The sequence below is a fragment of the Sedimentibacter sp. LTW-03 genome (genome assembly GCF_052059825.1).
Lineage (GTDB): Bacteria > Bacillota > Clostridia > Tissierellales > Sedimentibacteraceae > Sedimentibacter.
The window spans coordinates 663929-688150 of sequence record NZ_CP197180.1 but is presented as its reverse complement, the minus strand read 5'-3'; the positions used below and the strand labels follow the sequence as shown (position 1 = coordinate 688150).

42 protein-coding genes are annotated in these 24222 nt (G+C 35.3%); 3 read left to right on the top strand and 39 right to left on the bottom strand.

The genetic code is table 11. From position 1 onward, the window contains the following. Positions 1 to 28: 28 nt before the first annotated feature. The 4 genes from ACS3UD_RS03450 to acpS all read right to left on the bottom strand — a co-directional run bounded on the left by ACS3UD_RS03450 (position 29) and on the right by acpS (position 1715). Complete coding sequence (locus tag ACS3UD_RS03450; RefSeq protein WP_213925094.1) at positions 29 to 379, bottom strand: type II toxin-antitoxin system PemK/MazF family toxin; 351 nt, start codon at positions 377 to 379, stop codon at positions 29 to 31. Between the two features lies 1 nt (position 380). Beyond that, positions 381 to 656: a CopG family ribbon-helix-helix protein gene (locus ACS3UD_RS03445; protein WP_213925095.1), complete on the bottom strand. Its 276-nt coding sequence runs from the start codon at positions 654 to 656 to the stop codon at positions 381 to 383. Between the two features lie 109 nt (positions 657 to 765). Next, positions 766 to 1275 (bottom strand): hypothetical protein, encoded by a 510-nt coding sequence (locus tag ACS3UD_RS03440; RefSeq protein WP_308137773.1) that lies wholly within the window; start codon positions 1273 to 1275, stop codon positions 766 to 768. 74 nt (positions 1276 to 1349) lie between these two features. Further along, on the bottom strand, positions 1350 to 1715 hold the full coding sequence (gene acpS / locus ACS3UD_RS03435) for a holo-ACP synthase (RefSeq protein WP_308137774.1): 366 nt from the start codon (positions 1713 to 1715) through the stop codon (positions 1350 to 1352). Positions 1716 to 1831: 116 nt separating this feature from the next. On the opposite strand from acpS, the gene upp reads away from it, so the two are divergent. From upp to ACS3UD_RS03420, 3 genes are read left to right on the top strand one after another with little or no spacing between them, the layout of a single operon-like run. Then, positions 1832 to 2461, top strand: coding sequence for a uracil phosphoribosyltransferase (upp, locus tag ACS3UD_RS03430; RefSeq protein WP_308137775.1), 630 nt, complete (start codon positions 1832 to 1834; stop codon positions 2459 to 2461). Positions 2462 to 2516: 55 nt separating this feature from the next. Further along, positions 2517 to 3878, top strand: coding sequence for an MATE family efflux transporter (locus tag ACS3UD_RS03425; RefSeq protein ID WP_308137776.1), 1362 nt, complete (start codon positions 2517 to 2519; stop codon positions 3876 to 3878). A 42-nt stretch (positions 3879 to 3920) separates the two neighbouring features. Further along, the gene (locus ACS3UD_RS03420) at positions 3921 to 4865 is read left to right on the top strand and encodes a diacylglycerol/lipid kinase family protein (RefSeq protein WP_308137777.1); all 945 of its coding nucleotides are present in this window, start codon (positions 3921 to 3923) and stop codon (positions 4863 to 4865) included. A 52-nt stretch (positions 4866 to 4917) separates the two neighbouring features. Here the strand turns inward: ACS3UD_RS03420 and ACS3UD_RS03415 are convergent, their stop codons facing one another. The 35 genes from ACS3UD_RS03415 to rplP form a co-directional block, all read right to left on the bottom strand. Beyond that, positions 4918 to 5424, bottom strand: coding sequence for a QueT transporter family protein (locus tag ACS3UD_RS03415; RefSeq protein ID WP_308137778.1), 507 nt, complete (start codon positions 5422 to 5424; stop codon positions 4918 to 4920). Positions 5425 to 5571: 147 nt separating this feature from the next. After that, positions 5572 to 5961 (bottom strand): 30S ribosomal protein S9, encoded by a 390-nt coding sequence (rpsI, locus tag ACS3UD_RS03410; protein ID WP_213925102.1) that lies wholly within the window; start codon positions 5959 to 5961, stop codon positions 5572 to 5574. A 17-nt stretch (positions 5962 to 5978) separates the two neighbouring features. Next, positions 5979 to 6407, bottom strand: coding sequence for a 50S ribosomal protein L13 (gene rplM, locus ACS3UD_RS03405; protein ID WP_213925142.1), 429 nt, complete (start codon positions 6405 to 6407; stop codon positions 5979 to 5981). Positions 6408 to 6566: 159 nt separating this feature from the next. Then, a complete protein-coding gene (truA, locus tag ACS3UD_RS03400; RefSeq protein WP_308137779.1) occupies positions 6567 to 7322 on the bottom strand; it encodes a tRNA pseudouridine(38-40) synthase TruA in 756 nt (251 codons plus the stop codon). Then, positions 7316 to 8113, bottom strand: coding sequence for an energy-coupling factor transporter transmembrane component T family protein (locus ACS3UD_RS03395; RefSeq protein ID WP_308137780.1), 798 nt, complete (start codon positions 8111 to 8113; stop codon positions 7316 to 7318). The genes truA and ACS3UD_RS03395 overlap by 7 nt, the downstream gene beginning before the upstream one ends. Continuing rightward, a complete protein-coding gene (locus ACS3UD_RS03390; RefSeq protein ID WP_308137781.1) occupies positions 8106 to 8966 on the bottom strand; it encodes an energy-coupling factor transporter ATPase in 861 nt (286 codons plus the stop codon). The genes ACS3UD_RS03395 and ACS3UD_RS03390 overlap by 8 nt, the downstream gene beginning before the upstream one ends. Further along, positions 8957 to 9784 (bottom strand): energy-coupling factor transporter ATPase, encoded by an 828-nt coding sequence (locus ACS3UD_RS03385; RefSeq protein WP_308137782.1) that lies wholly within the window; start codon positions 9782 to 9784, stop codon positions 8957 to 8959. Before ACS3UD_RS03385 ends, ACS3UD_RS03390 begins: the two co-directional genes overlap by 10 nt. A gap of 146 nt (positions 9785 to 9930) precedes the next feature. Then, on the bottom strand, positions 9931 to 10491 hold the full coding sequence (locus ACS3UD_RS03380) for an accessory gene regulator ArgB-like protein (protein WP_308137783.1): 561 nt from the start codon (positions 10489 to 10491) through the stop codon (positions 9931 to 9933). Beyond that, on the bottom strand, positions 10481 to 10618 hold the full coding sequence (locus ACS3UD_RS03375) for an AgrD family cyclic lactone autoinducer peptide (RefSeq protein ID WP_308137784.1): 138 nt from the start codon (positions 10616 to 10618) through the stop codon (positions 10481 to 10483). The genes ACS3UD_RS03380 and ACS3UD_RS03375 overlap by 11 nt, the downstream gene beginning before the upstream one ends. A gap of 189 nt (positions 10619 to 10807) precedes the next feature. Beyond that, positions 10808 to 12127 (bottom strand): GHKL domain-containing protein, encoded by a 1320-nt coding sequence (locus tag ACS3UD_RS03370; protein ID WP_440977731.1) that lies wholly within the window; start codon positions 12125 to 12127, stop codon positions 10808 to 10810. Continuing rightward, positions 12124 to 12855, bottom strand: coding sequence for a LytR/AlgR family response regulator transcription factor (locus ACS3UD_RS03365; protein ID WP_308137786.1), 732 nt, complete (start codon positions 12853 to 12855; stop codon positions 12124 to 12126). Before ACS3UD_RS03365 ends, ACS3UD_RS03370 begins: the two co-directional genes overlap by 4 nt. Before the next feature lie 215 nt (positions 12856 to 13070). Beyond that, positions 13071 to 13412, bottom strand: coding sequence for a 50S ribosomal protein L17 (gene rplQ, locus ACS3UD_RS03360; protein ID WP_213925110.1), 342 nt, complete (start codon positions 13410 to 13412; stop codon positions 13071 to 13073). A gap of 20 nt (positions 13413 to 13432) precedes the next feature. Then, on the bottom strand, positions 13433 to 14380 hold the full coding sequence (locus ACS3UD_RS03355) for a DNA-directed RNA polymerase subunit alpha (RefSeq protein ID WP_213925111.1): 948 nt from the start codon (positions 14378 to 14380) through the stop codon (positions 13433 to 13435). Between the two features lie 53 nt (positions 14381 to 14433). Beyond that, positions 14434 to 15057: a 30S ribosomal protein S4 gene (gene rpsD, locus ACS3UD_RS03350; RefSeq protein WP_308137787.1), complete on the bottom strand. Its 624-nt coding sequence runs from the start codon at positions 15055 to 15057 to the stop codon at positions 14434 to 14436. An 18-nt stretch (positions 15058 to 15075) separates the two neighbouring features. After that, on the bottom strand, positions 15076 to 15477 hold the full coding sequence (gene rpsK, locus ACS3UD_RS03345) for a 30S ribosomal protein S11 (RefSeq protein WP_213925113.1): 402 nt from the start codon (positions 15475 to 15477) through the stop codon (positions 15076 to 15078). Between the two features lie 14 nt (positions 15478 to 15491). Beyond that, on the bottom strand, positions 15492 to 15860 hold the full coding sequence (rpsM, locus tag ACS3UD_RS03340) for a 30S ribosomal protein S13 (protein ID WP_308137788.1): 369 nt from the start codon (positions 15858 to 15860) through the stop codon (positions 15492 to 15494). A gap of 53 nt (positions 15861 to 15913) precedes the next feature. After that, positions 15914 to 16027: a 50S ribosomal protein L36 gene (gene rpmJ, locus ACS3UD_RS03335; RefSeq protein WP_016205879.1), complete on the bottom strand. Its 114-nt coding sequence runs from the start codon at positions 16025 to 16027 to the stop codon at positions 15914 to 15916. Positions 16028 to 16039: 12 nt separating this feature from the next. Then, positions 16040 to 16258: a translation initiation factor IF-1 gene (gene infA / locus ACS3UD_RS03330; RefSeq protein WP_213925115.1), complete on the bottom strand. Its 219-nt coding sequence runs from the start codon at positions 16256 to 16258 to the stop codon at positions 16040 to 16042. Between the two features lie 3 nt (positions 16259 to 16261). After that, complete coding sequence (locus ACS3UD_RS03325; RefSeq protein WP_308137789.1) at positions 16262 to 16564, bottom strand: KOW domain-containing RNA-binding protein; 303 nt, start codon at positions 16562 to 16564, stop codon at positions 16262 to 16264. A 10-nt stretch (positions 16565 to 16574) separates the two neighbouring features. After that, entirely contained in the window at positions 16575 to 17321 is a 747-nt protein-coding gene (gene map, locus ACS3UD_RS03320) for a type I methionyl aminopeptidase (protein WP_213925117.1), read from the bottom strand. A gap of 1 nt (position 17322) precedes the next feature. Beyond that, the gene (locus ACS3UD_RS03315) at positions 17323 to 17970 is read right to left on the bottom strand and encodes an adenylate kinase (RefSeq protein ID WP_308137790.1); all 648 of its coding nucleotides are present in this window, start codon (positions 17968 to 17970) and stop codon (positions 17323 to 17325) included. Between the two features lie 15 nt (positions 17971 to 17985). Next, entirely contained in the window at positions 17986 to 19254 is a 1269-nt protein-coding gene (gene secY, locus ACS3UD_RS03310; protein WP_308137791.1) for a preprotein translocase subunit SecY, read from the bottom strand. Next, on the bottom strand, positions 19255 to 19695 hold the full coding sequence (gene rplO / locus ACS3UD_RS03305; protein ID WP_308137792.1) for a 50S ribosomal protein L15: 441 nt from the start codon (positions 19693 to 19695) through the stop codon (positions 19255 to 19257). Positions 19696 to 19715: 20 nt separating this feature from the next. Further along, positions 19716 to 19892, bottom strand: a complete 177-nt coding sequence (gene rpmD / locus ACS3UD_RS03300) for a 50S ribosomal protein L30 (protein WP_213925121.1) — start codon at positions 19890 to 19892, stop codon at positions 19716 to 19718. A gap of 12 nt (positions 19893 to 19904) precedes the next feature. After that, a complete protein-coding gene (gene rpsE, locus ACS3UD_RS03295) occupies positions 19905 to 20414 on the bottom strand; it encodes a 30S ribosomal protein S5 (protein ID WP_213925122.1) in 510 nt (169 codons plus the stop codon). A gap of 14 nt (positions 20415 to 20428) precedes the next feature. Then, positions 20429 to 20797: a 50S ribosomal protein L18 gene (rplR, locus tag ACS3UD_RS03290; RefSeq protein WP_308137793.1), complete on the bottom strand. Its 369-nt coding sequence runs from the start codon at positions 20795 to 20797 to the stop codon at positions 20429 to 20431. 21 nt (positions 20798 to 20818) lie between these two features. After that, positions 20819 to 21358: a 50S ribosomal protein L6 gene (gene rplF / locus ACS3UD_RS03285; RefSeq protein ID WP_308137794.1), complete on the bottom strand. Its 540-nt coding sequence runs from the start codon at positions 21356 to 21358 to the stop codon at positions 20819 to 20821. 24 nt (positions 21359 to 21382) lie between these two features. Continuing rightward, positions 21383 to 21781: a 30S ribosomal protein S8 gene (rpsH, locus tag ACS3UD_RS03280; RefSeq protein WP_213925125.1), complete on the bottom strand. Its 399-nt coding sequence runs from the start codon at positions 21779 to 21781 to the stop codon at positions 21383 to 21385. Between the two features lie 30 nt (positions 21782 to 21811). Further along, positions 21812 to 21997 (bottom strand): type Z 30S ribosomal protein S14, encoded by a 186-nt coding sequence (locus ACS3UD_RS03275; protein WP_019229589.1) that lies wholly within the window; start codon positions 21995 to 21997, stop codon positions 21812 to 21814. Positions 21998 to 22010: 13 nt separating this feature from the next. After that, positions 22011 to 22550: a 50S ribosomal protein L5 gene (gene rplE, locus ACS3UD_RS03270; RefSeq protein ID WP_213925126.1), complete on the bottom strand. Its 540-nt coding sequence runs from the start codon at positions 22548 to 22550 to the stop codon at positions 22011 to 22013. Positions 22551 to 22577: 27 nt separating this feature from the next. Continuing rightward, complete coding sequence (gene rplX, locus ACS3UD_RS03265; RefSeq protein ID WP_308137795.1) at positions 22578 to 22883, bottom strand: 50S ribosomal protein L24; 306 nt, start codon at positions 22881 to 22883, stop codon at positions 22578 to 22580. 15 nt (positions 22884 to 22898) lie between these two features. Further along, on the bottom strand, positions 22899 to 23267 hold the full coding sequence (gene rplN, locus ACS3UD_RS03260; protein ID WP_308137796.1) for a 50S ribosomal protein L14: 369 nt from the start codon (positions 23265 to 23267) through the stop codon (positions 22899 to 22901). Positions 23268 to 23298: 31 nt separating this feature from the next. Beyond that, positions 23299 to 23553: a 30S ribosomal protein S17 gene (gene rpsQ, locus ACS3UD_RS03255; RefSeq protein ID WP_308137797.1), complete on the bottom strand. Its 255-nt coding sequence runs from the start codon at positions 23551 to 23553 to the stop codon at positions 23299 to 23301. A 20-nt stretch (positions 23554 to 23573) separates the two neighbouring features. After that, the gene (gene rpmC / locus ACS3UD_RS03250; protein ID WP_213925130.1) at positions 23574 to 23777 is read right to left on the bottom strand and encodes a 50S ribosomal protein L29; all 204 of its coding nucleotides are present in this window, start codon (positions 23775 to 23777) and stop codon (positions 23574 to 23576) included. After that, positions 23767 to 24210 carry a 50S ribosomal protein L16 gene (gene rplP / locus ACS3UD_RS03245; protein ID WP_213925131.1) on the bottom strand — a complete coding sequence of 148 codons (444 nt, stop codon included), beginning with the start codon at positions 24208 to 24210 and terminating at the stop codon, positions 23767 to 23769. The genes rpmC and rplP overlap by 11 nt, the downstream gene beginning before the upstream one ends. Positions 24211 to 24222: the final 12 nt, after the last annotated feature.

Here is a 24222-nt window from a genome sequence, read left to right as displayed (position 1 = left end):
CGTGCCGTTCTTTTTTATATGTACTAAACTAAAAATCTATTAGCCCCAAACTTATCTTCAAGCAATCATTTACTTCTCCCATAAGATTTTTATCAAAACGGCCTATCTTCTCCTTCAAACGTTTTTTATCGATGGTGCGAATTTGTTCAAGCAAAACAACAGAATCCTTAGGAAGGCTGAAGTCTTCAGAACTAATTTCAATATGTGTAGGCAGCTTTGCTTTGTTAATCTGAGACGTAATTGCAGATACTATAACTGTAGGGCTATACCTATTCCCAATATCATTTTGTATTACTAACACCGGCCTTACGCCTCCCTGTTCGGACCCAATGACCGGACTTAAGTCGGCGTAATACACATCTCCCCTTTTTACAATCAAACTATTCACTTCCCAATAATTTTGTTTCGTAGCTTAAAAAATCCTCATAGTCCCCTTCTGAGTATTCTTCTGTAATGCTTTTATTTATATTGCTCATCTCTAAATATCCGGCCTTCATTTTGTTTCTTATTTCGAGTTTTCTTTTTTCAATTAAATAAAACCTTATAGATTTACGTATAAAGTCGCTTCTGTTGTTTCCTTCTTCTTTAACTGCATTGTCCAATTCTCTCAAAAGATTTTCGGGAATTGAAATCAATATTTTTTTATTGTCAGCCAAATTACACACCTCGATTACTCAAACTAAGTTCATTTAAACATATCTTATGTAATTTTACCACAATAATTATACAAGTTGTATGGTAACTTCTGTATTATTGTGAAAATTATTATTCCTCTTCATTCAGTCTTTCATATTGTATAGTTTTAACCAAATTATCGTTTTTATAAATAATAATTGTTGCTGGAAGCAGTGTTTCTTTGCTAAAGTTAAGAACATGCTTATAAATTCCGTCATAATATACCAATTCGTCAGGAATAGTATCCGTTGAATTTTCAAACTTGGATAAGTCTAAATCATAGATTAGAGAATCTGTCAATTTGAAATTTTCTATCACAACGCTGTTTTCAGGAAATTTATCATTGTTCAAAACACATCTGTTACCGGATAAATAAGCGGCGTTCCAGCTTTGAGCTTTATTTTCGGATTTTAAGCTGTAATTTTTATCTCTGCAGACAATGACAACCTTGTATTCATTTTCGCTGTTTTCGGTATAAACCTTCATTAGAGCTTCTCCTGTATAATTAACAGGAATGACATAGGGGTCGGCCTTTGTCTTTATTGAGCAACTACTTACTACAATCGCTAAAATAATTAACAACAATATCTTAAATTTCATCTCATCATCCTGCTTCCATCCATATATAATAGAATATGACGTCAAATGAAATTATATGACTAAATTATGGGCTGTTACTCTACAATGCAGAAGGCTGTAGCATATTCTTCTGTATGAGAAATTGAAAGATGAATATTAGTAATTCCAAGTTCTCTTGCTCTTTTAAAGGCATTGCCAGTTAAATTCACATATGGCTTCCCTTCGTCATCCTTTAATATTTCAACATGGCGAGGTCCGAAATTTGAGAAACCTGTACCAAGGCACTTAGAAACAGCTTCTTTTGATGCAAACATGCCTGCCGCTGTTTGTGCATTGAATTTTCTTGAGATTAAATACTCTCCTTCTTTTTCCGAATATACCTTTTTTATGAATTTATCATTCTCCAGATTTTTCTTTATTCTTCCTACTTCTGTAATATCAACACCAATACCTATAATCATTTTTATTCTCCTAACAAAAAATTAATTGACAAACTGCAGCATGTACGTAATAATTATATTATATGATTAAATTTAATACAATTCTAATTTAACAAATCTCACAAAGGAGTCAATATATGAATAATGTAACAGTGGTTTCTCATCCGCTGATTCAGCACAAGCTGACGATGTTAAGAGACAAAAATACTTCCTCTAAGGATTTCAGGGAGCTTGTAAGAGAAATAGCCATGCTTATGGCTTACGAGGTAACAAGAAATCTTCCTTTAAAAGATATAGAAATTGAAACACCTATAACAACAACTACCGGAAAAGTACTGGCAGGAGAAGATATTGCAATAGTACCTGTCTTAAGAGCTGGTTTAGGAATGGTGGACGGAATGCTTGATTTAATTCCAAACGCCAAAATAGGACACATCGGTCTTTACAGAAATGAAGAAACTCTGCAGCCTGTAGAATATTACTGCAAGCTTCCAAGTGATATTGAAAACAGAATAGTCATAATAACTGAACCTATGCTGTCAACAGGAGGCTCAATGAACGGTGCAATATCTCTTTTAAAACAAAAGGGTGCGAAAAGAATTAAATCAATCCACCTTGTGTGCGCCCCTGAAGGTTTGAAAAAGGTTACTGATGCTCATCCTGAAGTTGAAATATATACTGCTTCAATAGACGAAAAATTTAATGACATCGGATACATAGTTCCAGGACTTGGAGATGCGGGAGACAGATTATTCGGAACAAAATAAGGATAATCAATTATAACATAGGCGTGAGCTATCACGTCTTTTTTTTGAGGATAATATGAAAAATATATATAACAGAAATAAAAAATTTATTGCAGCCTTAGTAGTAATTGCACTTCCTGTCATAATTCAGAATGTCATAAGTATCGGTTTGAACATGATTGACACTGTAATGGTAAGTAAGCTTGGGAATGATGCAATCTCGGCAGTTGGGCTGGCAAACAGGATTTACTTTATTTTCACAACAATTTGCTTCGGAATATTCAGCGGTGCATCAATTTTTATTGCTCAGTACTGGGGAGCCGAAGATACGCAAAGTATTAAAAAAGTTTTTGGAATAGATTTGGCAATCGGTACAGTTTTATCACTATTTTTTTCTTTAGCAGTCTTTTTTTTCAGAGAACCAATAATGAAAATATTTATAGATGAAATTTCCGTCATTCAACCTGGAAGCAGATATTTACGAATTATATCATTTTCTTATTTTTTTACAGCTATCTCATTTGCTTTCAGCTTTAATTCCAGAGCCATACACAGACTTAAGCTTCCAACTATAATAAATGCTGTAGCACTTGTAATAAATACATTTTTAAACTGGGTATTAATTACAGGCAACCTTGGTTTTAAGGCACTTGGCGTAGAAGGCGCAGCAGTAGCTACATTAACAGCCAGAATTTTCGAATTTTTTGCTCTTATATTGTTAATATACAAAGATAAAACTCATCCTTTAGCAGGGACTTTTACTGAATTTACATCTTGGAACAGAATAATGCTGAAAAAAATTCTTAAAACATCACTGCCTGTTATAATGTCTGAAACTGCTTGGTCTGTAGGTACCTCAGTTTACTTTATAGCCTACGGTTATATGGGATCATCCGCAATTGCGGTTGTTCAAATTGCATTTAACATATCTGATTTCTTTCAGACATTATTTTTTGGAATAGGAAATGCTAGTGCTGTAATGATTGGAAATGAAATAGGTAAAAATGACATTGATAATGCTATGGAATACAGCAATAAATTCGTAAAAATAACTGTTTTTCTCAGCGTTGCTCTTGCTGTAGCTCTGTTCTTCTCCAGGAACGCACTTACAAGTTTTTTCAATTTAGATCCTTTTACCAGTGAAAGCCTGAGTCGAACTCTTATAGTTTACTCGTTATATTTTACACCAAAAATGTTTTCTTATATGTTTATATGTGGAATACTTAGAGCAGGAGGAGATACAAAATTCTGTATGTTTGTTGATATTATATCTGTATGGGTGATAGGAGTCCCTCTGTCGTTTTTCTCTGTATTAGTATTGAAATTGCCCATACATTTGGTTATTGCCGTCGTATTCAGCGAGGAGCTTATTAAATCTATCGCTGTAATCAAAAGATATAAAAGCCAAAATTGGATAAATAACTTGATTATTGAGTAACTGCAGTAAATGTATTTCTATTTTTATTAACCAGGAGGCCTCATGAGACACATATTTATAATAAACCCTGCCGCAGGAAACGGAAGGTATCAAAATGATTTAGCCGACTTAATAAATTCTGAATTACTGGATAAAGATATTGAATATGAAATCTATTTAAGCAGGTTTAAAGGGGATATTCACAGCTACCTGCTTAAGAAATGCAATGATAAAATTGAAAGTGTAATCTACGCCTGCGGAGGTGACGGCACCCTGCATGAAGTAATAAATGCAACACATAACGTCCCTCATGTGAGTATCGGAGTAATCCCGCGCGGCTCAGGTAATGATTTTATCAAGAACTTCAGTAAAGGCACACATTTTAACGATATTAATTTTCAAATCCATGGAAGCAGCGTAAATCTGGACCTTATAAAAGTTAATAATAAATATGCTGCATCTGTATGTACTGTAGGCCTTGATGCAGATGCAGCATTCCAAATGCACAAATTTAAAAAGATTCCATTCATAAATGGTTCAACAAGATACTATTTAGCCGTAATATATTGTCTGATAAACAAACTAGGCAATCACCTTGAAATTTCAGTTGACGGAAGCGGTGCCACCAACAGCTCCTACCTTTTAACAGTAATGGCAAACGGACAATTCTACGGCGGAGGATATAAATGTGCCCCTCTTGCTATTTTGAATGATGGGTTAATGGATTTATGTCTGGTCAAAAACATTTCAAGATTTAAAATACTAAATTTAATGAACAGCTATAAAGCCGGAACACACTTAGAAAATCCTAAGCTTAGTAAATGGATTAGTTATAAAAAATGCAAAAAAATAAAAATTAAAAGTTCCAAGCCATTAAACGTATGTGTTGACGGAGAAATATATTTGCATAATGAAGTCGCGCTTGAAATAGAAAAAGATGCATTCAAATTCTGGATGCCAAAAGAAGTGCAAATTATAGGCAGTAAAAAGACTGCTAAAAACAAATAATGAGGCGAAATGCCTCATTATTTGTTTTTACTGAAACGGTTACCCGTCTTTTTTAATTGATTGATAATCTATCCACTAAATTAGTATTTTTCATAATTGAATTTACAACAGCTGTTCCTGCTAATGTCACAACAGCAAATTCCCCTATGGCTACATAAATAGCGTTAATAACAAACGGTGTCTGAAACAAATATGTCAGTTCAAATCCTACAAGCACCGCATTTGAAATTACCGGACCAAGACTTGCAACTATCAATGATCTTTTGTTGTATCCCAAAGTCTTCCTCACTGTTACTATAAACACAATAGCAATGAAAGTTGCAAACGAGCCTACAACAATATCAATTACTCCCAAAGGGCTTGCTATATTGGCCAGAACACATCCCAGGACTAGTCCAAGACCATATTTAGGCTCTATGAATGCAAACAACACCAAAACCTCTGCTATTCTGAACTGTAATTGCTCATAGCTCATCCATGCAAATGCATAGGTTAATGCCACATATGCCGCTGCTATCAGGGCAGTGCGTGTAATAAATTGTACATTATTTTTTTCCATAAAAAAACTCCTTTCGAATACTTCTCGGAGTCACTAAAAAAATCTTGATTTTTAAAGTGGGTGCCAAGAAAACACTTGAAATCCTTAATAATATTATCAGAATTTCTATATTTGTTTGAAAAGGGACGGATTCCCGTCCCAATAAAATTATCTCTTGCTGAACTGTGAAGCCCTTCTTGCTTTTTTCAAACCGTATTTCTTTCTTTCCTTCATTCTTGAATCTCTTGTCAAGAATCCGGCTTTCTTTAAAATCGGTCTTAATTCATTGTCCACTTCAAGCAAAGCTCTTGAAATACCATGTCTGATTGCTCCTGCTTGACCTGTGTATCCGCCGCCTTTAACATTTACTAATACATCATACTGACCCATTGTATCTGTAATCATCATCGGTTCTCTTACTAAAACTCTTAATGTTTCATACTTGATATAATCATCTAATTCTCTTTTATTAATAACAATTTTTCCCGTTCCCGGTACTAATCTTACTCTAGCTATAGCTTTTTTTCTTCTGCCTGTTCCTCTGTATTGTGCATCCATCTATTTGTCCTCCTCCCTTAAAACTCGTATACTTGCGGTTGCTGAGCTTGATGATTGTGTTCAGGACCTGCGTATACTTTTAGTTTCTTTAACATTTTTCTTCCAAGGCTGTTTTTTGGAAGCATTCCTTTTACTGCCAGATAAACCGGTTGCTCAGGTTTAGTCTTAAACAAAGTTCTGTAAGGTGTTTCCTTTAATCCGCCTGGATAAAGAGAGTGGTGTCTATATAGTTTTTGGTCTAATTTTTTACCAGTTAAAACAACTTTATCAGCGTTAACAACTATAACAAAATCTCCTGTATCAACGTGTGGTGTGTAAATTGCTTTGTGTTTACCTCTTAAAATTTTTGCAATTTCTGTTGCAAGTCTACCTAAAGTCTTACCTTCGGCATCGATAACATACCATGCCCTGCTAACTTCATTAGGTTTAGCCAAGAAGCTTTTCATCATGTTTCCTCCTGTATTTCTACTATTAAACTATTATTATAATGCAATATATCGAAAAAACCTAACTCCGGGGCATTGGAACAACGGTTTTTCTCTAATCTTATCATACCTAAAACATTCTATATTAAATTAATTTTTATGTCAAGTAGTTTTTGTAATTTATAAGTTTTTTTGCTGCCTGTAATTAACATTCAGCAAAAATAATCCTTGCGGCTCAGCAGTCTTCCCCAGCAATTTTCTATCTTTTTCTTCCAAAGCTCTTTCTATGCAGTCAACATTTTTAATTCCCTTTCCGATATCTATCAATGAGCCTGCTATTATTCTTACCATATTATATAAAAACCCGCTTCCGTTTATATATAATTTTATTAGCTTATCCTCTTTGACAAGCTTAGCTTCATATACCGTCCTGACAGTAGTTTTCACGTCTGAATTCGATGCCATAAACCCTCTGAAATCGTGGGTTCCTATTAAAGATCCAGAGGCTCTTTCCATAATTTCAAAATCAAGAGTAGCCGGAACAAAGCAGGAGTATCTGCTGTAAAAAGGGCTCCATACTCTATCATTGTATATTTGGTACATATAAGTCTTGTCATGGGCATCAAATCTTGAATTAAAGTCTAAAGGAACATCCACCGAATCAATAATTCTAATATCCGTAGGCAGGTTTGCATTTAGAGCAATCTTTATCTTGTTTTCTGGGATCTTTGTATCTGCAGTAAAGTTTGCTACCTGATCAAATGCATGTACGCCGCTGTCGGTCCTTCCTGAGCCTGTTAAATTGACTTTTTGCTTCATTACAATACTAATAGCCTTCTCTATGGTTTCTTGGATTGTAGGCCCATTTAATTGGGTCTGCCAGCCGTGATAATTTGTACCATCATATGCAATGTTTAGCTTAATATTTCTTACCATATTTTTATTACTATTATCGCTGCAAAATATATAATAAATACGCCTGATGCAACGTAATCACCTTTTGTTATTTTTAGCTGTCTCATTCTTGTTCTATTTTCTCCGCCTCTGTAGCATCTTGCTTCCATAGCCATAGCAAGTTCATCTGCTCTTCTGAACGCACTTATAAACAAAGGCACCAGCAAAGGCACAAGATTTTTTGCTCTGCTCATTATATTTCCACTTTCAAAATCAGCACCTCTTGATTTTTGAGCTTTCATTATTTTTTCCGTTTCCTCCATCAAGGTAGGAATAAATCTAAGAGCAATGGTCATCATCATTGCAAGTTCGTGAGCAGGAAGTCCAAACCTTTTAAAAGGATTTAGAAGCGCCTCTATTCCATCGGTCAAAATTATAGGTGAAGTAGTCAACGTTAAAAGCGAAGTACCCATTATCAGGAGTGTAAGCCTTATTGCCATAAACCCCGCCTGCTTCAAGCCTTCTTCAGTAATCTTAATAAATCCTGCCTGAAATAATATTTTACCTGGTGTCATTAACAAATTAATCACAAATGTAATTAAAATTATCATAAGTATCGGCCTTAATCCTCTAATGACAAATTTAATCGGCACCTTAGATAGATATATTGAAGTTGCCAGAAAAACTATAACTACTATGTAGGTTGTAAAACTTTCAATAAGGAACAAGGAAATAATAAAAATAAAAGTTATAATAATTTTTATTCTCGGATCAAGATCATGAATCGGAGAATCTACGGGATAATGCTGTCCAATTGTTAAATTTTTAAACATTTCTCTTCCTCACTTCCCTCAGAATCTCTTCTTTAGCTTCTTCAACTGTTATTATGTCAGGCTTTATATTAAAACCACGTTTTCTAAGTTCATTAACTATTTGGGCAACCTGAGGAACTCCAAGGCTGATTTTTTTAAGCTCATCAGCTTTGGCATATATCTCCTTCGTCTTGCCTTCCATGTATATCTTTCCTTTATATAAAACAATTACTCTGTCAACCAGCTTGGCAATATCCTCCATGCTGTGAGAAATTAAAACAACAGTTACATTTGCTTTCTCGTGCAGCATTTTTATCTTTTCAAATAATTCATTTCTTCCAGCCGGATCAAGCCCTGCCGTCGGCTCATCTAAAATAAGATAATTCGGTTTCATTGCAAGAACTCCGGCTATGGCAACTCTTCTTTTTTGACCTCCGGACAAATCAAAGGGAGAAGCATCCTTAATTTTATCATAGTTAAATCCCACCAGCTCAAGAGCTTCTCTAACTCTTTTATCTATTTCATCCTTAGTCAGGCTCAAATTCATCGGCCCAAACGCAACATCTTTAGCAACGGTTTCTTCAAACAACTGGTATTCTGGATATTGAAATACAAGGCCTACAGTCTGGCGTACTTTGCTAAGCAATTTTTTTTCTTCGCCTATCGCTATTTTGTCAACAACTATTGTACCGTGTGTAGGTTTTTCTAACCCATTAAAAAGTTGAATCAAGGTGGATTTTCCCGAACCGGTATGACCTATAATGCCAACGAACTCACCTTCACGTATTTCTAAATTTATGTCATCAAGGGCTACAGTCCTAAATGGAGTTCCCTCACTGTATATGTATTTAATATTGTCTGCTTTTATTGACATAGCCAATCCACCAATTCCTTTACCTCGATTATATCCCTGGGAACGTTCAGGCCTTCATCCGCCAGTTCCTTAGCAAGTTCAGTAACTTGTGGAACATCAAGCCCAAATTTTTTTATTTCAACAACATTCCTGAAAACTTCCTTAGGGGTTCCATCAAGCTTTATACTTCCCTTATCCATTATTACAACTCTATCAGCTTGTACAGCCTCATCCATATAATGTGTTATTAAAAGTATAGTCTTACCACTTTTCTTCAACTTATGAAGCGTTTCCATTACCTCATCTCTCCCTGACGGATCAAGCATTGCGGTAGGCTCATCAAGTATTATACATTCTGAATTAAGCGCAAGGATTCCGGCAATTGCAATTCTTTGCTTTTGTCCTCCTGAAAGCATATGAGGAGGTCTTTTTCTATATTCATACATGCCGACCGCTTTTAAGGCGTCATCAACTCTTTTTCTTATTTCTAACGGTTCAACCCCTTGATTTTCAGGTCCAAATGCTATATCTTCTTCCACAATTGTAGCAACAAGCTGATTGTCGGGATTTTGAAAAACCATTCCGGCAGTCTGACGTATGTCCCACAATTTAGAATCATCCGCCGTATCCATTCCATTTACATATATCTTTCCATCCGTTGGAAGAAGCAGTGAGTTTATCAATTTAGCCAATGTTGATTTGCCCGAACCATTGTGGCCAATTATTGCTGTAAACTCTCCTTTTCTGATGTTCAAGTTAACTCCATCTACGGCAAAAGAGCTATCCTCGTTGTTGTATTTAAATTTTACATTTTCAATTCTTATAATATTCTCTATCATAACGCACCTGCAATTATTTTTTCACTGCATTAAATAATATCATTATTCAATTAATTTTACAACACTAAATTATTACCTAACTTAACGTATTGTGCAGAAAAAAGCAGCCCATATCCGGACTGCTTTATAACCCAATACACAATGCTTCACTTTTTCAATAGACTTACCGATTCAATTACCATTGCCACAACTCCTGTAATGTAAACATAACCGGTTTCTGCTCTTAAACAATATAAACTAACAGCAGCTAAGCTAAGTACTATAACTATTATTCTGCTTATTGTCTTATATTTTTTCTTCTCATTTTTATTCAAAGGTTTATTTTCCGTTTCGGCCGGCGCAAGCCAAAAAACCATGAAAATAGAAAATATGATTCCAAGTACTAAAACAGTCTCCCCATATTGCTTTAGATATGTACCGCACAATGCTGATATGACAAATATAGAAAATGATAAAAGCATACACTCAACATGCGTTTTGGCATGATAACCTCCGGCAAAAGTTCTAAGTCCCGAGAGAAAAATGATAAAAATTAAGAGCTCAAGTTTTTTGTTCAAAAGGTAAGCTGTAACAAAAAGAATTATCAGATTCAGCAAAAGAGACAGTAAAACCTCTATGCTGTAGGCATACACAGCCTTTTCATTATCTGAGGAATTGAGCTTCGACCCAATTCCCTCAGACAAGAAAACAGAAATCTTATTTATCATCTTTCAACAGGCATTGCGGAACCTTCGGCTGGTTATACAATAATATGCAAGTCATCCCCATGGTTGTTTGAGCAGTAGCCACCAAAAATGCAGCAATACATGACATAAAGGATAAAGTTTTTCTCACTTTACATTCCTCCTTTCAAACGTTAACAACATAATATATTATTTGTGGACAACATTCAATAATTTTTAACTCAGATTGCCTATTCGGTTATTTTTGTTGTTTGAGCGGTATTGCATGGCGTAAAATAAACTTGTAATCAGCTGCTTACAAGAATAGTTCCATGGCTATATTCAGATTGCTTCGATATCCTTACATTTTTGCCATCATCTGTACTTCCACAACAAATACGTTGCCTTCATAATTTAATTTTACAAATCCTCCGTATTTCTCTGCTATACTCCTAATGCTCTTAAGTCCGTATCCATGCCTTGTTTTATCTTTCTTAACGGTGAGTAATTTGTCTCCTTGTTTATTAAGCTTTCCGCTATATGGATTTTCCGATTTTATTATGATGCAATTGCCCAGCATATCTATTTTAAGATTTATATATTTTTCATCGCATTTTGCACACGCTTCAATTGCATTGTTAATAATGTTATTTAATATCCGGCATATATCCTCCTTGTCAATATATATTTCATTTTCCTCTGTCAAGCCGCTTTGAATATCAACATCTATATTTTGAGAATTTGCCTCTTTAAGCTTAAAATTTAGAAATGATGTAATTATGTTATCCTTATCTATTTGAGGCAAGTGCTGTATATCCATTTCCCGGAGCTTTTTTTCAATATGTTTAGATATTTTCTCCCTTTGGTTTAACTCATTGTAGCCGTAAAGTATTGCCAGCTCTCCCCGCATATCATGTCTTAAAATTCGAATTTCTTCCAAAACCGAATTAACATCAGAAAAATACGTGTGCTCCATTTTCATATGCTGCAGCTCAAGATCATTTTTATGTTTCTCGTCCATATCCTTTATTATTCGCCCTGTTAAAGCTATTGAAACTATTGAAATAAGCGATACGCACAATGTAAGAATAACCAAATTGGTATTTACAGCTTCATTTTCAATTTTAATGTTTCCGTACATCCAAATAACCATAACTATTACGGTAACTGTTAAAAATAGTATTGTACCTACAAGAAAATAATACCTGTTATTAAGTAAGTTCAACTTTTCCTTGTTGATCTTTTTCTTCATAAACATATAGATATACACAAACAAAGTCTGAGATATTACCATACCCTCGAATCTTAAGAAATTTTGTTCTTGGTTTAGTTTTAAATCTAATCCAGATATCGTAGAAATTAAAACAGCTGCCAATAATTCACATATACCAAGAATTACAATAAGTAAAAAGGTTATAACTGCTTTTGAAAATACATTTCCCCTAAATATAATAACTGTAAAAATAAAAATGAGTACAATGTAACTTAAATATATAAAAGGATTTAATCCAATTGAAATATTATAATTTAAAATGCACAATATCGCTGTCATAAATAAAATAGCAGTTTCCACTGAATACCTAAATCTGAGCCTTCGATCATAATTTAATTCAAACACTTTAAATATCACAAAGACTTGAAGAAAATTAACCAAAAACTCTATTAAATACCACTTGCTCATAATTTCACCGCCAATCTTTTTAGTTTAAACTTATTATTCAATTCCGCCAAACACCTCCGGCTTGCCTCTTCTCTTGCTTCATTGCTGAAATAAACTATATTTTTTTTGATTGTCCTGACATTGCGCATATTTATCAAGCATGATTTACTGGCTCTTACTATGTAATCATTGCACTCCAGTTCTTTTTCAATACTTTCAAGTGTTTGCACAATTATTACTTCTTCTTCATCCAAACGATGTATGTGTACTTTGCGATCTTCTTTTTTGCGCAATATGTGAGTTATTTCATTTACAGGTATCCGGTATTTTACTCCTTTAAAATCCTTTACATCCAAAAACATTACTTCTTTCCTGATTTCTTCGTTGCATTCACGCAGAGCATTTTCTATAATACTTGTGCTGACAGGCTTTAAAAGATAATTTTTGGCTTTGACCTTGTAAGATTCATATGCGTATTCTTTATATGAAGTCAAATAAAAAATAACAGGATCTTTACTTTTTTCCCTAATCAGCAGACCTGTTTCTATGCCATTTAATTCAGGCATTTCCATATCTAAAAATATAATGTCAAATTGATTTTTCATAAACGCTTGTACAAGATTTCTACCTGAACTATATGTACTTATTTTGCAATTCATATTTATATTTAAGGCAACCGTTTTTATTATTTCGGTCACTATTTCTCCATATTCTATGTTGTCATCACAAACAGCAATATTGAATCTCATATTTTCACATCCCTATAATAGTATATTATATCAAATAATGAAAATTTTTCAATGTATGATTATAAGAACTTTTAACTTAAGTACACAAATCAATCTTTAATTTGTTCGTTCTCCATGCTGTGCGCACAAAAAAAGCAACTTAAATTTTTTAAATTGCTTTTTTAAAACTGAAAGGGAAAAATCCCTATCAGTCATATTTATTTATTTGATGAACTCTATACAAGTTCAATTATCGCCATTTCTGCTCCATCGCCTCTGCGTGGTCCCAATTTTAGAATTCTGGTGTATCCACCGTTTCTATCCTTGTATTTAGGAGCAACTTCTTCAAATAGCTTACTTACTGCATTTTTGTCATATAAATAAGCTGCCGCCTGACGTCTTGCATGTAGGTCTCCTCTTTTGCCCAGAGTAATTGTTCTTTCTGCAACTCTTCTTAATTCTTTAGCTCTAGTTACTGTTGTAACAATTCTGCCTTTATTAATTAAGTCAGCAGTCATATTTCGAAGCATTGCTACTCTGTGGCTAGTCTTGAAACCAAGCTTTCTGTGACTACCCATGCTTAGTCCTCCTTTTACAACTAATTATCATTTTTTCTAAGAGATAAACCCAGTTCTTCAAGTTTCTTCGCAACTTCGTCTAAAGATTTCTTTCCAAGGTTTCTTACTTTCATCATATCATCTTCTGATTTGTATGTAAGCTCCTCAACAGTATTGATTCCTGCTCTTTTCAGACAGTTGTACGATCTAACTGATAGATCAAGTTCCTCTATTGTCATTTCCAAAACTTTTTCTTTTTCATCTTCTTCTTTTTCTACCATTATTTCAACGTCATTTACATGATCTGTCAATGATATAAATAAATTAAGATGTTCATTCAATATCTTAGCCCCTAAAGAAACAGCTTCTTCAGGTTCAATTGTACCATTAGTCCAAATCTCAATTGTCAATTTGTCGTAATCCGTTCTGTTTCCTACTCTGGTATCTTCAACAGTAAAGTTTACTTTTTTTACAGGTGTGTAGATAGAATCTATAGGAATAACGCCTATGGGCTGACTTTCCTTTTTATTTCTTTCTGCCACCACATAACCTCTTCCTTGTTCCATTTCCATTTCTATAATGAGCTCGGAACCTTCTTCAAGAGTCGCAATGTGCAGATCTTCATTTATTATATCCACATCTGTGCCTGTAATTATATCTGCTGCCGTAACCTCTTTAGGACCTTTTGCATCTATAAGAAGCTGCGCAGGTCCTGGTACGTTCATTTTAGCAGCTAGATTTTTTATATTAAGAATTATTTCTGTTACATCTTCTCTTACTCCAGGTATTGTTGAAAATTCATGCAACACACCTTGAATATTGATTGATGTTACAGCTGCTCCTGGTAACGATGAAAGAAGTATTCTTCTGAGTGAATTTCCAAGTGTTGTTCCATAACCTCTTTCAAGTGGTTCAACTACTATTTTCCCATATGTGTTATCATCATTTTTTTCAATTAATGTAATATTAGGTTTCTCTATTTCTATCATCCCAACCCTCCTTAGATGTGATGTTTGCCGAGGGTAATAATTCTTAATTCTTATTACTTAGAGTATAACTCGACAATCAGATGCTCTTCTATTGGTATTTCTATATCCTCTTTAGCAGGTGCAGCAATTAGCCTTCCTGCAAAGTTATCAGGATCCACCTGCAACCATTGCGGTGCAGTCTTCTTGTGATTTTCAATTAAAGCTTTGAATTTCGCTGAGCTTTGGCTTTTTTCTTTTACTTTAATTTCATCGCCTACTTGAAGAATCATTGATGGAATATCAGCCTTTTTACCGTTTACAGTAAAGTGACCGTGAACTACCAATTGTCTTGCCTCAGGTCTCGAGCTTGCAAAGCCTAATCTATAAATTACATTATCAAATCTTAGCTCTAACAGTTTCAACAGGTTCTCACCTGTCTTGCCAGCCATTTTATCAGCTATTTTAAAGTACTGTGCAAATTGGCCCTCTAATACTCCATAATATTTTCTTACCTTTTGTTTTTCTCTTAGCTGCATACCATAGTTAGACAGCTTTTTATTATTTTGACCGTGTTGTCCAGGAGCATAGTTTCTTCTTCCTATAGAACACTTGTCTGTATAGCATCTATCGCCTTTTAAATATAACTTTAGTCCTTCTCTTCTGCATAATCTGCATACAGGTCCAGTATATCTTGCCATCTTTTCACCTCGTTTCTATTATACTCTTCTACGTTTTGGCGGTCTGCAACCGTTGTGTGGTATCGGAGTAACGTCTTTAATTAAATTTACTTCCAGTCCGGCTGCCTGTAATGATCTGATTGCAGCCTCTCTTCCTGAGCCCGGTCCTTTAACATATACTTCTACAGTCTTTAAACCATGTTCCATAGCTTTTTTTGCAGCTTCTTCAGCTACCATAGAAGCAGCATATGGAGTAGATTTTCTTGAACCCTTAAATCCTAATTGACCTGAACTTGCCCAAGAAATAGCATTTCCCTGCAAATCGGTAAGAGTTACAAGTGTGTTGTTAAAGGTTGACTTAATATGTGCCTGGCCTTTTTCAATGTTTTTACGTTCTCTTTTTCTTACTCTTGTAACTTTTTGTTGTTTTTTAGCTGCCACTTAAGTCCCTCCTTTTATTTTTTAGATTTTTTTCCTGAAACTCTCTTAGGACCTTTTCTAGTTCTAGAGTTGTTCTTTGTATTCTGTCCTCTTACAGGCAATCCTCTTTTGTGTCTCATTCCTCTGTAGCAGTTGATTTCTTTTAATCTTTTTATGTTCAATGCTACTTCTCTTCTTAAGTCACCTTCTACAGGGCACTTGTCAATCTCAGTTCTCAACTGCTGTACTTCATCTTCTGTCAGGTCTTTAATTCTTGTACCAGGATTAATTCCTGTAGTTTTTAAAATTTTGTTAGAAGTTGCTCTTCCAATTCCAAATATATAAGTCAAACCAACTTCGACTCTTTTATCTCTTGGTAAGTCAACACCTGCTATTCTGGCCATTAAGTCTACACCTCCTACCTTCGTGATTACTTAATATATTAACTTTTTTCATCTTAACCTTGTTTTTGTTTGTGCTTTGGGTTTTCGCAAATTACCATTACTTTTCCTTTACGCCTGATAATTTTGCATTTTTCACAAATTGGTTTTACTGATGGTCTTACTTTCATTGTAATACCTCCTTACTTTTTCCTCCAGGTTATTCTTCCTCTTGTCAAATCATATGGCGATAATTCAACAGCTACGGAATCACCCGGAAGAATTCTGATATAGTTCATTCTCAGTTTTCCAGAAATATGCGCTAAAATCTGGTGCCCATTTTGAAGCTCAACTTTGAACATAGCATTAGGAAGTGCTTCCAGGACTTTCCCTTCGACTTCTATTACATCTTTCTTGGACATTGATCACTCAACCTCCATTTCTTTAGATACATTATTTTTATAAGGCTCCAAAAGCCTTCTTACATATGCATCGTCTGGATTTTCATTTCTTTGTAACTTTTCTGCAAATTCTGTACATACTGTATTATAAATCACTAAATGCTTCACTTTCTTTTTTTTAGGGGAGCTTAGCTTCCTAAGTTCTCCATTACATACTAGAACATATTGTTCATCCAAAATCATGCTTATAATAAAGACTCTGTCTTTATCTCTGCCGGCTTTTGATTTAACTATCTGACCAATTTTCAAATCTGTTGTTGATTCCAATAAATCACCCCTATAATACGGTTAATAATTCCGGTTCTCCATCGGTAATCGCAACCGTGTGCTCATAGTGAGCCGATGGTCTCCCATCAACGGTCACTACGGTCCAGTCGTTGCCAAGTACCTTAACATTATATGTTCCTGCATTGATCATAGGCTCAATGGCAAGGACCATTCCTTCTTGCAGCCGCGGTCCCTTGCCGGGCTTTCCAAAGTTAGGTATCTGCGGTGATTCATGCATATTCTTACCAACTCCGTGCCCCACATAGTCTCTTACTACCGAAAAGCCTTGACTTTCTGCATACTGCTGTATTGCATGTGATATGTCAGACAACCTGTATGCTGTTTTTGCAAACTTTATTCCTTCATAAAAGCTTTGTTTTGTTGCTTCTACGAGTCGTTTTTTTTCGTCTTCGACTTCTCCTACATAAAATGTCTTTGCACTGTCTCCCACGTATCCTTCAAAGGTTGCACCTATATCTACGCTTATAATATCTCCTTCAACAAGCTTCCTGTCTGAAGGAAATCCGTGAACAACCTCATCATTTACAGAAGCACATATTGAAAACGGAAATCCGCCATAACCTTTAAAAGTAGGTATTGCATTTTGAGATTTCAGAAATTCTTCAACCAATTGGTCAAGTTCCATTGTAGTAATGCCGGGTTTAATATGCTTTCTCACAAGTTCATGTGACTGTGCAACTAACCTTCCGGCCTTTCTCATTACTTGTATTTCTCTTTTAGTCTTGAGGATAATCATATTACTTATTCCCCATTTTCGCAACAATTTCTTTGCTGACCTCAGCTATTGGCTTTTCTCCATCTATATTTATTACTATGCCCTTTTGAGTATAATAATTTATAAGCGGTTGTGTCTGCTCTAGGTAAACATTGATTCTCTTTGCAACTGTTTCTTCAACATCATCTTTTCTCTGAAGAAGTTCACCGTTACATTTGTCGCAAATTCCTTCTTTTTTCGGTCTGTTGAATGTCATGTGATATGTCTGACCACAGTCTTTGCACACTCTTCTTCCAACAGCACGTTCAACAAGAAGTTCCTTTCTTACTTCTATGTTAACAACATAGTCTAATTTTTGATTCATGCTTGCTAAAGCATCTTCAAGGGCATCTGCCTGGACAATTGTTCTAGGAAAACCGTCCAAAAGAAATCCGTTCTCACAGTCATCCTGCTGAAGTCTGTCTTTAACTAATTCAACTGTTAATTCATCTGGAACAAGCAACCCTTTATCCATGTATTCCTTAGCTTTTTTCCCCAGAACAGTTCCCTCTTTTATATTCTTACGGAATATATCTCCCGTAGAAATGTGTGGTATTGAAAATTCCTTTACAATTGTATCCGCTTGGGTTCCTTTACCGGCTCCCGGCGGTCCCAATAAAATTGCTCTCATTTTCCTTACCTCTCTTTACTTCAAAAATCCTTTGTAGTGTCTCATTAACATTTGAGCTTCAACCTGCTTCATAGTTTCAAGTGCAACACCTGTTACGATCAGCAATGAAGTTCCTCCAAAATAAATGTTTAAATCCGTAAATGACAATATCAAAGTTGGTATTGTAGCAATAACTGCAAGTGCCACTGCGCCAGCAATTGTAATTCTGTTTAACACTCTGTTTAAATATTCTGCAGTAGGTCTTCCCGGCCTGATACCAGGTATAAATCCTCCGTTTTCCTTCAAAGTATTAGAGTATTCAAACGGATTGAACTGTACTGCTGTATAGAAATACGTAAAGAATATTATAAGCAAAATATTTAACAATGTATATACATATATCCCCGGGCTCTGAGCAGTTGAAAAATATTTTTCAACTCCACCAGCCATACTTGGGATGAAAAACGCCAATGTCTGCGGTATAGCTAAGAGTGTTGAAGCAAATATTACAGGCATAACTCCTGCCATTAATACCTTCATCGGAATATGTGTGCTTTGTCCGCCATACATTTTTCTTCCGACAACTCTTTTTGCATATTGAACCGGCACTCTTCGTTCACCTTGCTGGATAGCAATAACTCCAACAACGATTATAAACGCAAATACCAGGAACAATATAATTTCAACAATACTTACTGCACCGTTTTGAGCCTGAAAAATTACTCTTCCTACATCTGACGGGTATCTTGATATAATACCGATCATAATAATCAGTGATATACCATTGCCTATACCTCTATCAGTAATCAGCTCTCCAAGCCACATCAGAAATGCCGTACCTGCCGTAAGCACTATTATAACAGACACAATTGATAAAAAGCTCTGATCAATGATGGCTTGATTAAAAAATCCAACACTGTATGCAGTTGCTTGAATCAAAGCAAGGACAACAGTTATATACCTGGTCCATTGACCCATTTTCTTTTTTCCGTCCTCACGCTTAAACATTTCTTCAAGCTTAGGAATAGCAATTGCTAAAAGTTGAAGAATAATTGAAGCCGTAATATACGGATAAATATTTAAAGCAAATATTGTAAAATCTTTGAAAGCTCCGCCGGACATCATATCAAAGAAGTCCAACAAGCCCCCTGCACTGCCTGAAAACATGTTACTTACTACAGCTCTATCTATACCCGGAACAGGTATCACAGCTCCGAGTCTGTATACAACTAACATCAAAAATGTGAATGTCATTCTTTTTCTTAAATCAGGTATTTTCCATGCATTTTTCAAAGTTTCTAACAACTAGATCACCTCAGCTTTTCCACCAGCAGCTTCTATCTTTTCTACCGCTGTTTTGCTGAATTTATGAGCCTTAACAGTTAGTTTCTTTTTAAGTTCACCATCACCAAGCACCTTTATTCCGTCAAGTTGTTTTTTAATGATACCTTCTGATTTAAGAAGTTCCGGAGTTATTTCTACTCCATCTTCGAATCTATTAAATGTTTCAACATTAACCTCAGCGTATTGAGTTCCAAAAATATTTGTAAATCCTCTTTTTGGAAGTCTCCTGTAAAGAGGCATCTGTCCGCCTTCAAATCCTGGTCTTACTCCACCGCCTGAACGAGATTTCTGACCGTTCATACCTCTTCCGGCAGTTTTTCCTTGTCCTGTGGCTGTACCTCTTCCTAATCTCTTCCTGTTCTTCGTACTACCAGGATTAGGTTTTAATTCATGAAGTTTCATTTTAACACCTCCTTATAGTTTTATTCTACAACCTCTACCATGTGCTCTACTTTTTTGATCATTCCTCTGATTTGAGGTGTATCTTCTTTTTCAACCACTTGGCCTATTTTTCTCAAACCCAAAGCTTCCATATTCTTTATCTGATTAGGTGTTCTAGAATTGATGCTTCTGATTTGTTTTATTTTTATCTTTGCCATAATTTTCACCTCTTAACCTAGTATTTCTTCTACTGATTTACCTCTGACTTTAGCTACATCTTCAGGCTTTTTTAGAAGTTTTAAGGCTTCAATTGTTGCATTTACTACGTTTCTAGGATTACTTGATCCTAATGATTTTGTCCTTATATCCCTAACTCCAGCTAATTCTAACACTGCACGAACAGGTCCGCCGGCTATAATTCCTGTACCTTCTTTAGCTGGTTTAACAAGAACTCTGCCTGCGCCGTATCTGCCAATTATTTCATGTGGCACTGTTGTGTTAATCAGTGGCACTTCAATCATATTCTTTTTAGCATCTTGGATGGCTTTTCTGATCGCGTCCGGAATTTCGATAGCTTTTGCCATTCCAATTCCAACATGACCATTCTCATCACCAACTACAACTAAGACAGAAAATCTAAAGTTTCTACCGCCCTTAACAACCTTTGTAACACGGTTGATACTGATAACTTTTTCTTTAACGTCCAGTTGGCTTGCATCTATACGTCCACGTTGTTCCATGACTAACCTCCTTATTAAAATTCAAGTCCGCTTTCTCTTGCTCCATCTGCGAGTAATTTTACTCTTCCGTGATATAAATATCCGCCTCTATCGAAAATTACTGTATTTATACCTTTGTTTTTCGCTCTTTCTCCTACTGTCTTGCCTACCAATTTAGCTGCTTCTGACTTAGTAAGTTCTGCTGTTTGTCCTTGCAGTTCTTTATCTAATGTAGATGCGCAAGCAAGAGTTGTTCCAGTAGCATCATCAATTACTTGAGCGTATATGTGCTTAGAGCTTTTAAATATATTTAATCTTGGTCTCTCAGGAGTTCCTACGATTTTGTTTCTAATACTATAGTGTCTTTCTTTTCTTTTTTGATTTTTATCAATTTTTTTAAGCACTAATACTCACTCCTTTCTCAATTATTTACCAGTTTTACCTGCTTTACGTCTAACAACTTCGTTAGAGTATTTAATACCCTTACCCTTGTATGGTTCAGGTCTTCTCCAGTCTCTGATTACAGCTGCATAATTTCCTACTTGCTGCTTATCTATACCTTTTACTATTATTTTATTAGTTCCTTCAACTGCTGTCTCAATTCCGTTTGGATCTTCCATTTCAACAGGATGTGAAAAACCTAAGTTTAATACTAATTTATTTCCTTGTTTTTGTGCTCTATATCCAACACCTACTATTTCAAGTGACTTAGAAAATCCGTCAGTAACACCAACTACCATGTTGTTTACGAGCGTTCTTGTAAGTCCGTGAAGTGACCTGTTTCGCTTTTCATCATTTGGTCTTGAAACGTTGATTATTGAACCTTCAACTTCAATTGTTATTTCTTTTGGAAGCTGTTGTTCAATTTGTCCCTTTGGCCCTTTAACAACTGCATAATTGTTCTTATCAATTGATACTTCTACATTAGCAGGTATATTTACAGGTTTAATACCTATTCTTGACATCTTAGCACCTCCTATTCGTTATTATTACCATACGTAGCAGATTACTTCTCCGCCAACACCCTGTGTTCTTGCTTTTTTATCAGTCACAATTCCTTGTGAAGTTGAAAGTATAGCTATACCCAAGCCGCCTAAAACCTTAGGAGTTTCATCTTTTCCAACATAAACTCTAAGTCCTGGTTTTGAAATTCTCTTAATGCCTGTTATAACTCTTTCTTTGTTCTGCTGGTATTTAAGTTCAGCTCTTATAATACCTTGTTTACCGTCATCTATAACATCAAAACCCTTAATATATCCTTCTTCTAATAATATGTTAGCTATTTCCTTCTTTATTTTAGAAGCCGGAATATCAACAAATTCATGTTTTGAATGATTAGCATTTCTTATTCTCGTTAACATATCTGCGATAGGATCTGTCATTACCATGTAAGTAACCTCCTTCCATTATATAAAATTTTACCAACTAGCTTTTTTAACGCCAGGTATCTGACCTTTGTAAGCCAGTTCTCTAAAGCATATACGGCATATACCGAATTTCCTTAAATAAGCATGAGGTCTTCCACAAATTTTGCATCTTGTATATTCTCTCGTTGAGAATTTTTGTTTTCTCTGTTGTTTAACTTTTAGAGATGTCTTTGCCATTTCGTTCCCTCCCTTACTTACTAAAAGGCATTCCCATTAATTTCAAAAGCTCACGTGCTTCTTCATCAGTGTTAGCTGTGGTTGTTATGATTATGTCCATACCTCTTAATTTATCAATTTTATCGTAATTTATTTCCGGAAATATCAATTGCTCTTTAATTCCTAAAGCATAGTTTCCTCTTCCGTCAAAAGATGATTTTGAAACGCCTCTAAAGTCTCTTACTCTTGGCAATGCTATGTTTACAAGTTTATCAAAGAATTCATACATATGATTTCCTCTCAGCGTAACCTTGCAACCTACCGCCATACCTTCTCTAACCTTAAAGTTTGAAATTGATTTTCTAGCCTTAGTAACAACAGGCTTCTGGCCTGCTATCACCGTCAATTCTTCAACAGCGTTGTCTAAGAATTTTTGATTTTCCTTAGCTTCGCCCACGCCCATATTAATAACTATCTTTTCTATTTTAGGTGCCTGCATAATGCTTTTATACTGAAATTTTTCTATCAGCGCCGGCACTACTTGTTCATTATATGTCGCTTTTAATCTAGCCATATAGTTCGTACCTCCTTTCGAGCATTATTATAAAACTGAACCGCACTTTTTGCATGCTCTTACTTTTTTTCCGTTTTCTATTTTAACTTCAGTTCTAACGCCTGATTTGCATTTTTCACAGTATATCATAACATTTGAAGCATTAATAGCGCCTTCTTGGTGCAATATGCCTGCCTGCTGCATTTGGTTAGTAGCCTTTTGATGCTTTGTAACCATTCTTACACCTTCAACAATGACTCTGTTCTGCTTTGGTAAGCTAGTGAGTACCTTGCCTATTTTGCCTTTGTCACTGCCTGATATAACTACAACTTTATCGCCTTTTTTTACGTGCATTCTTTACACCTCCCATTAAAGTACTTCCGGTGCCAGCGAGATAATCTTCATAAACTTTCCATCTCTTAATTCTCTTGTTACAGGTCCAAATATACGAGTTCCGACAGGTGTCTTATCTTCTTTTACTATAACCGCCGCATTTTCATCAAATCTAATATACGTACCGTCTTGTCTTCTGACACCTTTTTTTGTTCTTACGATAACAGCCTTAACTACATCACCCTTCTTAACAACTCCTCCAGGTGTTGCAGATTTAACCGCACATACAACTATATCGCCAATATTACCGTATTTTCTTATTGAACCGCCCATTACTCTTATTACAAGAACTTCCTTAGCTCCAGAATTATCTGCGACTCTTAATCTTGACTCATTTTGTATCATGACTTCTACCTCCCTTCAATTGTCTTAGGGTTTATTTAGCTTCCTCTAATATTTCAACTAATCTCCAGCATTTTTCTTTTGATAATGGTCTGGTTTCCATTATTTTAACTATATCTCCAACTTTGCACTTGTTCTCTTCATCATGTGCTTTGTATTTCTTAGTCATCTTAATCTGTTTCTTATAAAGAGGATGTGCTACAAGCTTTTCAGTAGCAACTACGACTGTTTTATCCATTTTATCACTTACTACTTTTCCAATTCTTACTTTTCTGTTGCCTCTTTCCAAAGTAAAATCCTCCTTTCTTATTACTGCGCATTAATGTTTAATTCACGTTCTCTAAGAACTGTTTTAACACGCGCAATATCTTTCTTGACCTTCTTTATTCTCATCGGATTGTCAAGCTCTCCGGTTGCAAGTTGAAATCTTAAATTGAAAAGTTCTGTTTTTAAATCTAATACCGACTTGTTCAACTCTTCAACTGACTTATTTCTTAATTCATTAGCTTTCATTTGCTTCACCATCCTTTTCTGATGCCTGATCTTTGGTAACAAATTTGCATTTGATAGGCAATTTATGCATGGCAAGTCTCATTGCTTCTCTAGCTACTTCTTCAGCAACTCCTGACATTTCGAATAATACTCTGCCAGGTTTAACTACTGCTACCCAGTATTCAGGTGATCCCTTTCCTTTACCCATACGAGTTTCGGCTGGTTTTTTAGTTACTGGTTTATCTGGGAATATTTTAATCCAAATTTGACCGCCTCTCTTAACCGATCTAGTCATAGCTCTTCTGGCAGCTTCTATTTGGTTTGATGTAATCCAAGCTGGTTCTAATGCTTGTAGTCCGTAGTCGCCGTAAGTAACCTTGTTGCCTCTCGTTGCAACACCGGTCATTCTTCCTCTTTGTTGTTTACGGCGTTTTACTCTTTTAGGCATTAACATAATTATTCCTCC

Coding starts and splice junctions, on each gene's coding strand:
- ACS3UD_RS03440 (WP_308137773.1), bottom strand. CDS start 1,275: ATGAAATTTAAGATATTGTTGTTAATTATTTTAGCGATTGTAGTAAGT.
- acpS (WP_308137774.1), bottom strand. CDS start 1,715: ATGATTATAGGTATTGGTGTTGATATTACAGAAGTAGGAAGAATAAAG.
- upp (WP_308137775.1), top strand. CDS start 1,832: ATGAATAATGTAACAGTGGTTTCTCATCCGCTGATTCAGCACAAGCTG.
- ACS3UD_RS03425 (WP_308137776.1), top strand. CDS start 2,517: ATGAAAAATATATATAACAGAAATAAAAAATTTATTGCAGCCTTAGTA.
- ACS3UD_RS03420 (WP_308137777.1), top strand. CDS start 3,921: ATGAGACACATATTTATAATAAACCCTGCCGCAGGAAACGGAAGGTAT.
- ACS3UD_RS03415 (WP_308137778.1), bottom strand. CDS start 5,424: ATGGAAAAAAATAATGTACAATTTATTACACGCACTGCCCTGATAGCA.
- rpsI (WP_213925102.1), bottom strand. CDS start 5,961: ATGGATGCACAATACAGAGGAACAGGCAGAAGAAAAAAAGCTATAGCT.
- rplM (WP_213925142.1), bottom strand. CDS start 6,407: ATGAAAAGCTTCTTGGCTAAACCTAATGAAGTTAGCAGGGCATGGTAT.
- truA (WP_308137779.1), bottom strand. CDS start 7,322: ATGGTAAGAAATATTAAGCTAAACATTGCATATGATGGTACAAATTAT.
- ACS3UD_RS03395 (WP_308137780.1), bottom strand. CDS start 8,113: ATGTTTAAAAATTTAACAATTGGACAGCATTATCCCGTAGATTCTCCG.
- ACS3UD_RS03390 (WP_308137781.1), bottom strand. CDS start 8,966: ATGTCAATAAAAGCAGACAATATTAAATACATATACAGTGAGGGAACT.
- ACS3UD_RS03385 (WP_308137782.1), bottom strand. CDS start 9,784: ATGATAGAGAATATTATAAGAATTGAAAATGTAAAATTTAAATACAAC.
- ACS3UD_RS03380 (WP_308137783.1), bottom strand. CDS start 10,491: ATGATAAATAAGATTTCTGTTTTCTTGTCTGAGGGAATTGGGTCGAAG.
- ACS3UD_RS03370 (WP_440977731.1), bottom strand. CDS start 12,127: ATGAGCAAGTGGTATTTAATAGAGTTTTTGGTTAATTTTCTTCAAGTC.
- ACS3UD_RS03365 (WP_308137786.1), bottom strand. CDS start 12,855: ATGAGATTCAATATTGCTGTTTGTGATGACAACATAGAATATGGAGAA.
- rplQ (WP_213925110.1), bottom strand. CDS start 13,412: ATGGGTAGTCACAGAAAGCTTGGTTTCAAGACTAGCCACAGAGTAGCA.
- ACS3UD_RS03355 (WP_213925111.1), bottom strand. CDS start 14,380: ATGATAGAAATAGAGAAACCTAATATTACATTAATTGAAAAAAATGAT.
- rpsD (WP_308137787.1), bottom strand. CDS start 15,057: ATGGCAAGATATACTGGACCTGTATGCAGATTATGCAGAAGAGAAGGA.
- rpsM (WP_308137788.1), bottom strand. CDS start 15,860: ATGGCCAGAATAGCAGGTGTTGACTTACCAAGAGATAAAAGAGTCGAA.
- rpmJ (WP_016205879.1), bottom strand. CDS start 16,027: ATGAAAGTAAGACCATCAGTAAAACCAATTTGTGAAAAATGCAAAATT.
- infA (WP_213925115.1), bottom strand. CDS start 16,258: ATGTCCAAGAAAGATGTAATAGAAGTCGAAGGGAAAGTCCTGGAAGCA.
- map (WP_213925117.1), bottom strand. CDS start 17,321: ATGATTATCCTCAAGACTAAAAGAGAAATACAAGTAATGAGAAAGGCC.
- ACS3UD_RS03315 (WP_308137790.1), bottom strand. CDS start 17,970: ATGAGAGCAATTTTATTGGGACCGCCGGGAGCCGGTAAAGGAACCCAA.
- rplO (WP_308137792.1), bottom strand. CDS start 19,695: ATGAAACTTCATGAATTAAAACCTAATCCTGGTAGTACGAAGAACAGG.
- rpmD (WP_213925121.1), bottom strand. CDS start 19,892: ATGGCAAAGATAAAAATAAAACAAATCAGAAGCATCAATTCTAGAACA.
- rpsE (WP_213925122.1), bottom strand. CDS start 20,414: ATGGAACAACGTGGACGTATAGATGCAAGCCAACTGGACGTTAAAGAA.
- rplF (WP_308137794.1), bottom strand. CDS start 21,358: ATGTCAAGAATAGGTATTAAACCTGTAAATATACCTGCTAATGTAGAA.
- rpsH (WP_213925125.1), bottom strand. CDS start 21,781: ATGGTAATGACAGATCCTATCGCAGATATGTTAACGAGAATAAGAAAT.
- ACS3UD_RS03275 (WP_019229589.1), bottom strand. CDS start 21,997: ATGGCAAAGACATCTCTAAAAGTTAAACAACAGAGAAAACAAAAATTC.
- rplE (WP_213925126.1), bottom strand. CDS start 22,550: ATGGCTAGATTAAAAGCGACATATAATGAACAAGTAGTGCCGGCGCTG.
- rplX (WP_308137795.1), bottom strand. CDS start 22,883: ATGCACGTAAAAAAAGGCGATAAAGTTGTAGTTATATCAGGCAGTGAC.
- rplN (WP_308137796.1), bottom strand. CDS start 23,267: ATGATACAAAATGAGTCAAGATTAAGAGTCGCAGATAATTCTGGAGCT.
- rpmC (WP_213925130.1), bottom strand. CDS start 23,777: ATGAAAGCTAATGAATTAAGAAATAAGTCAGTTGAAGAGTTGAACAAG.
- rplP (WP_213925131.1), bottom strand. CDS start 24,210: ATGTTAATGCCTAAAAGAGTAAAACGCCGTAAACAACAAAGAGGAAGA.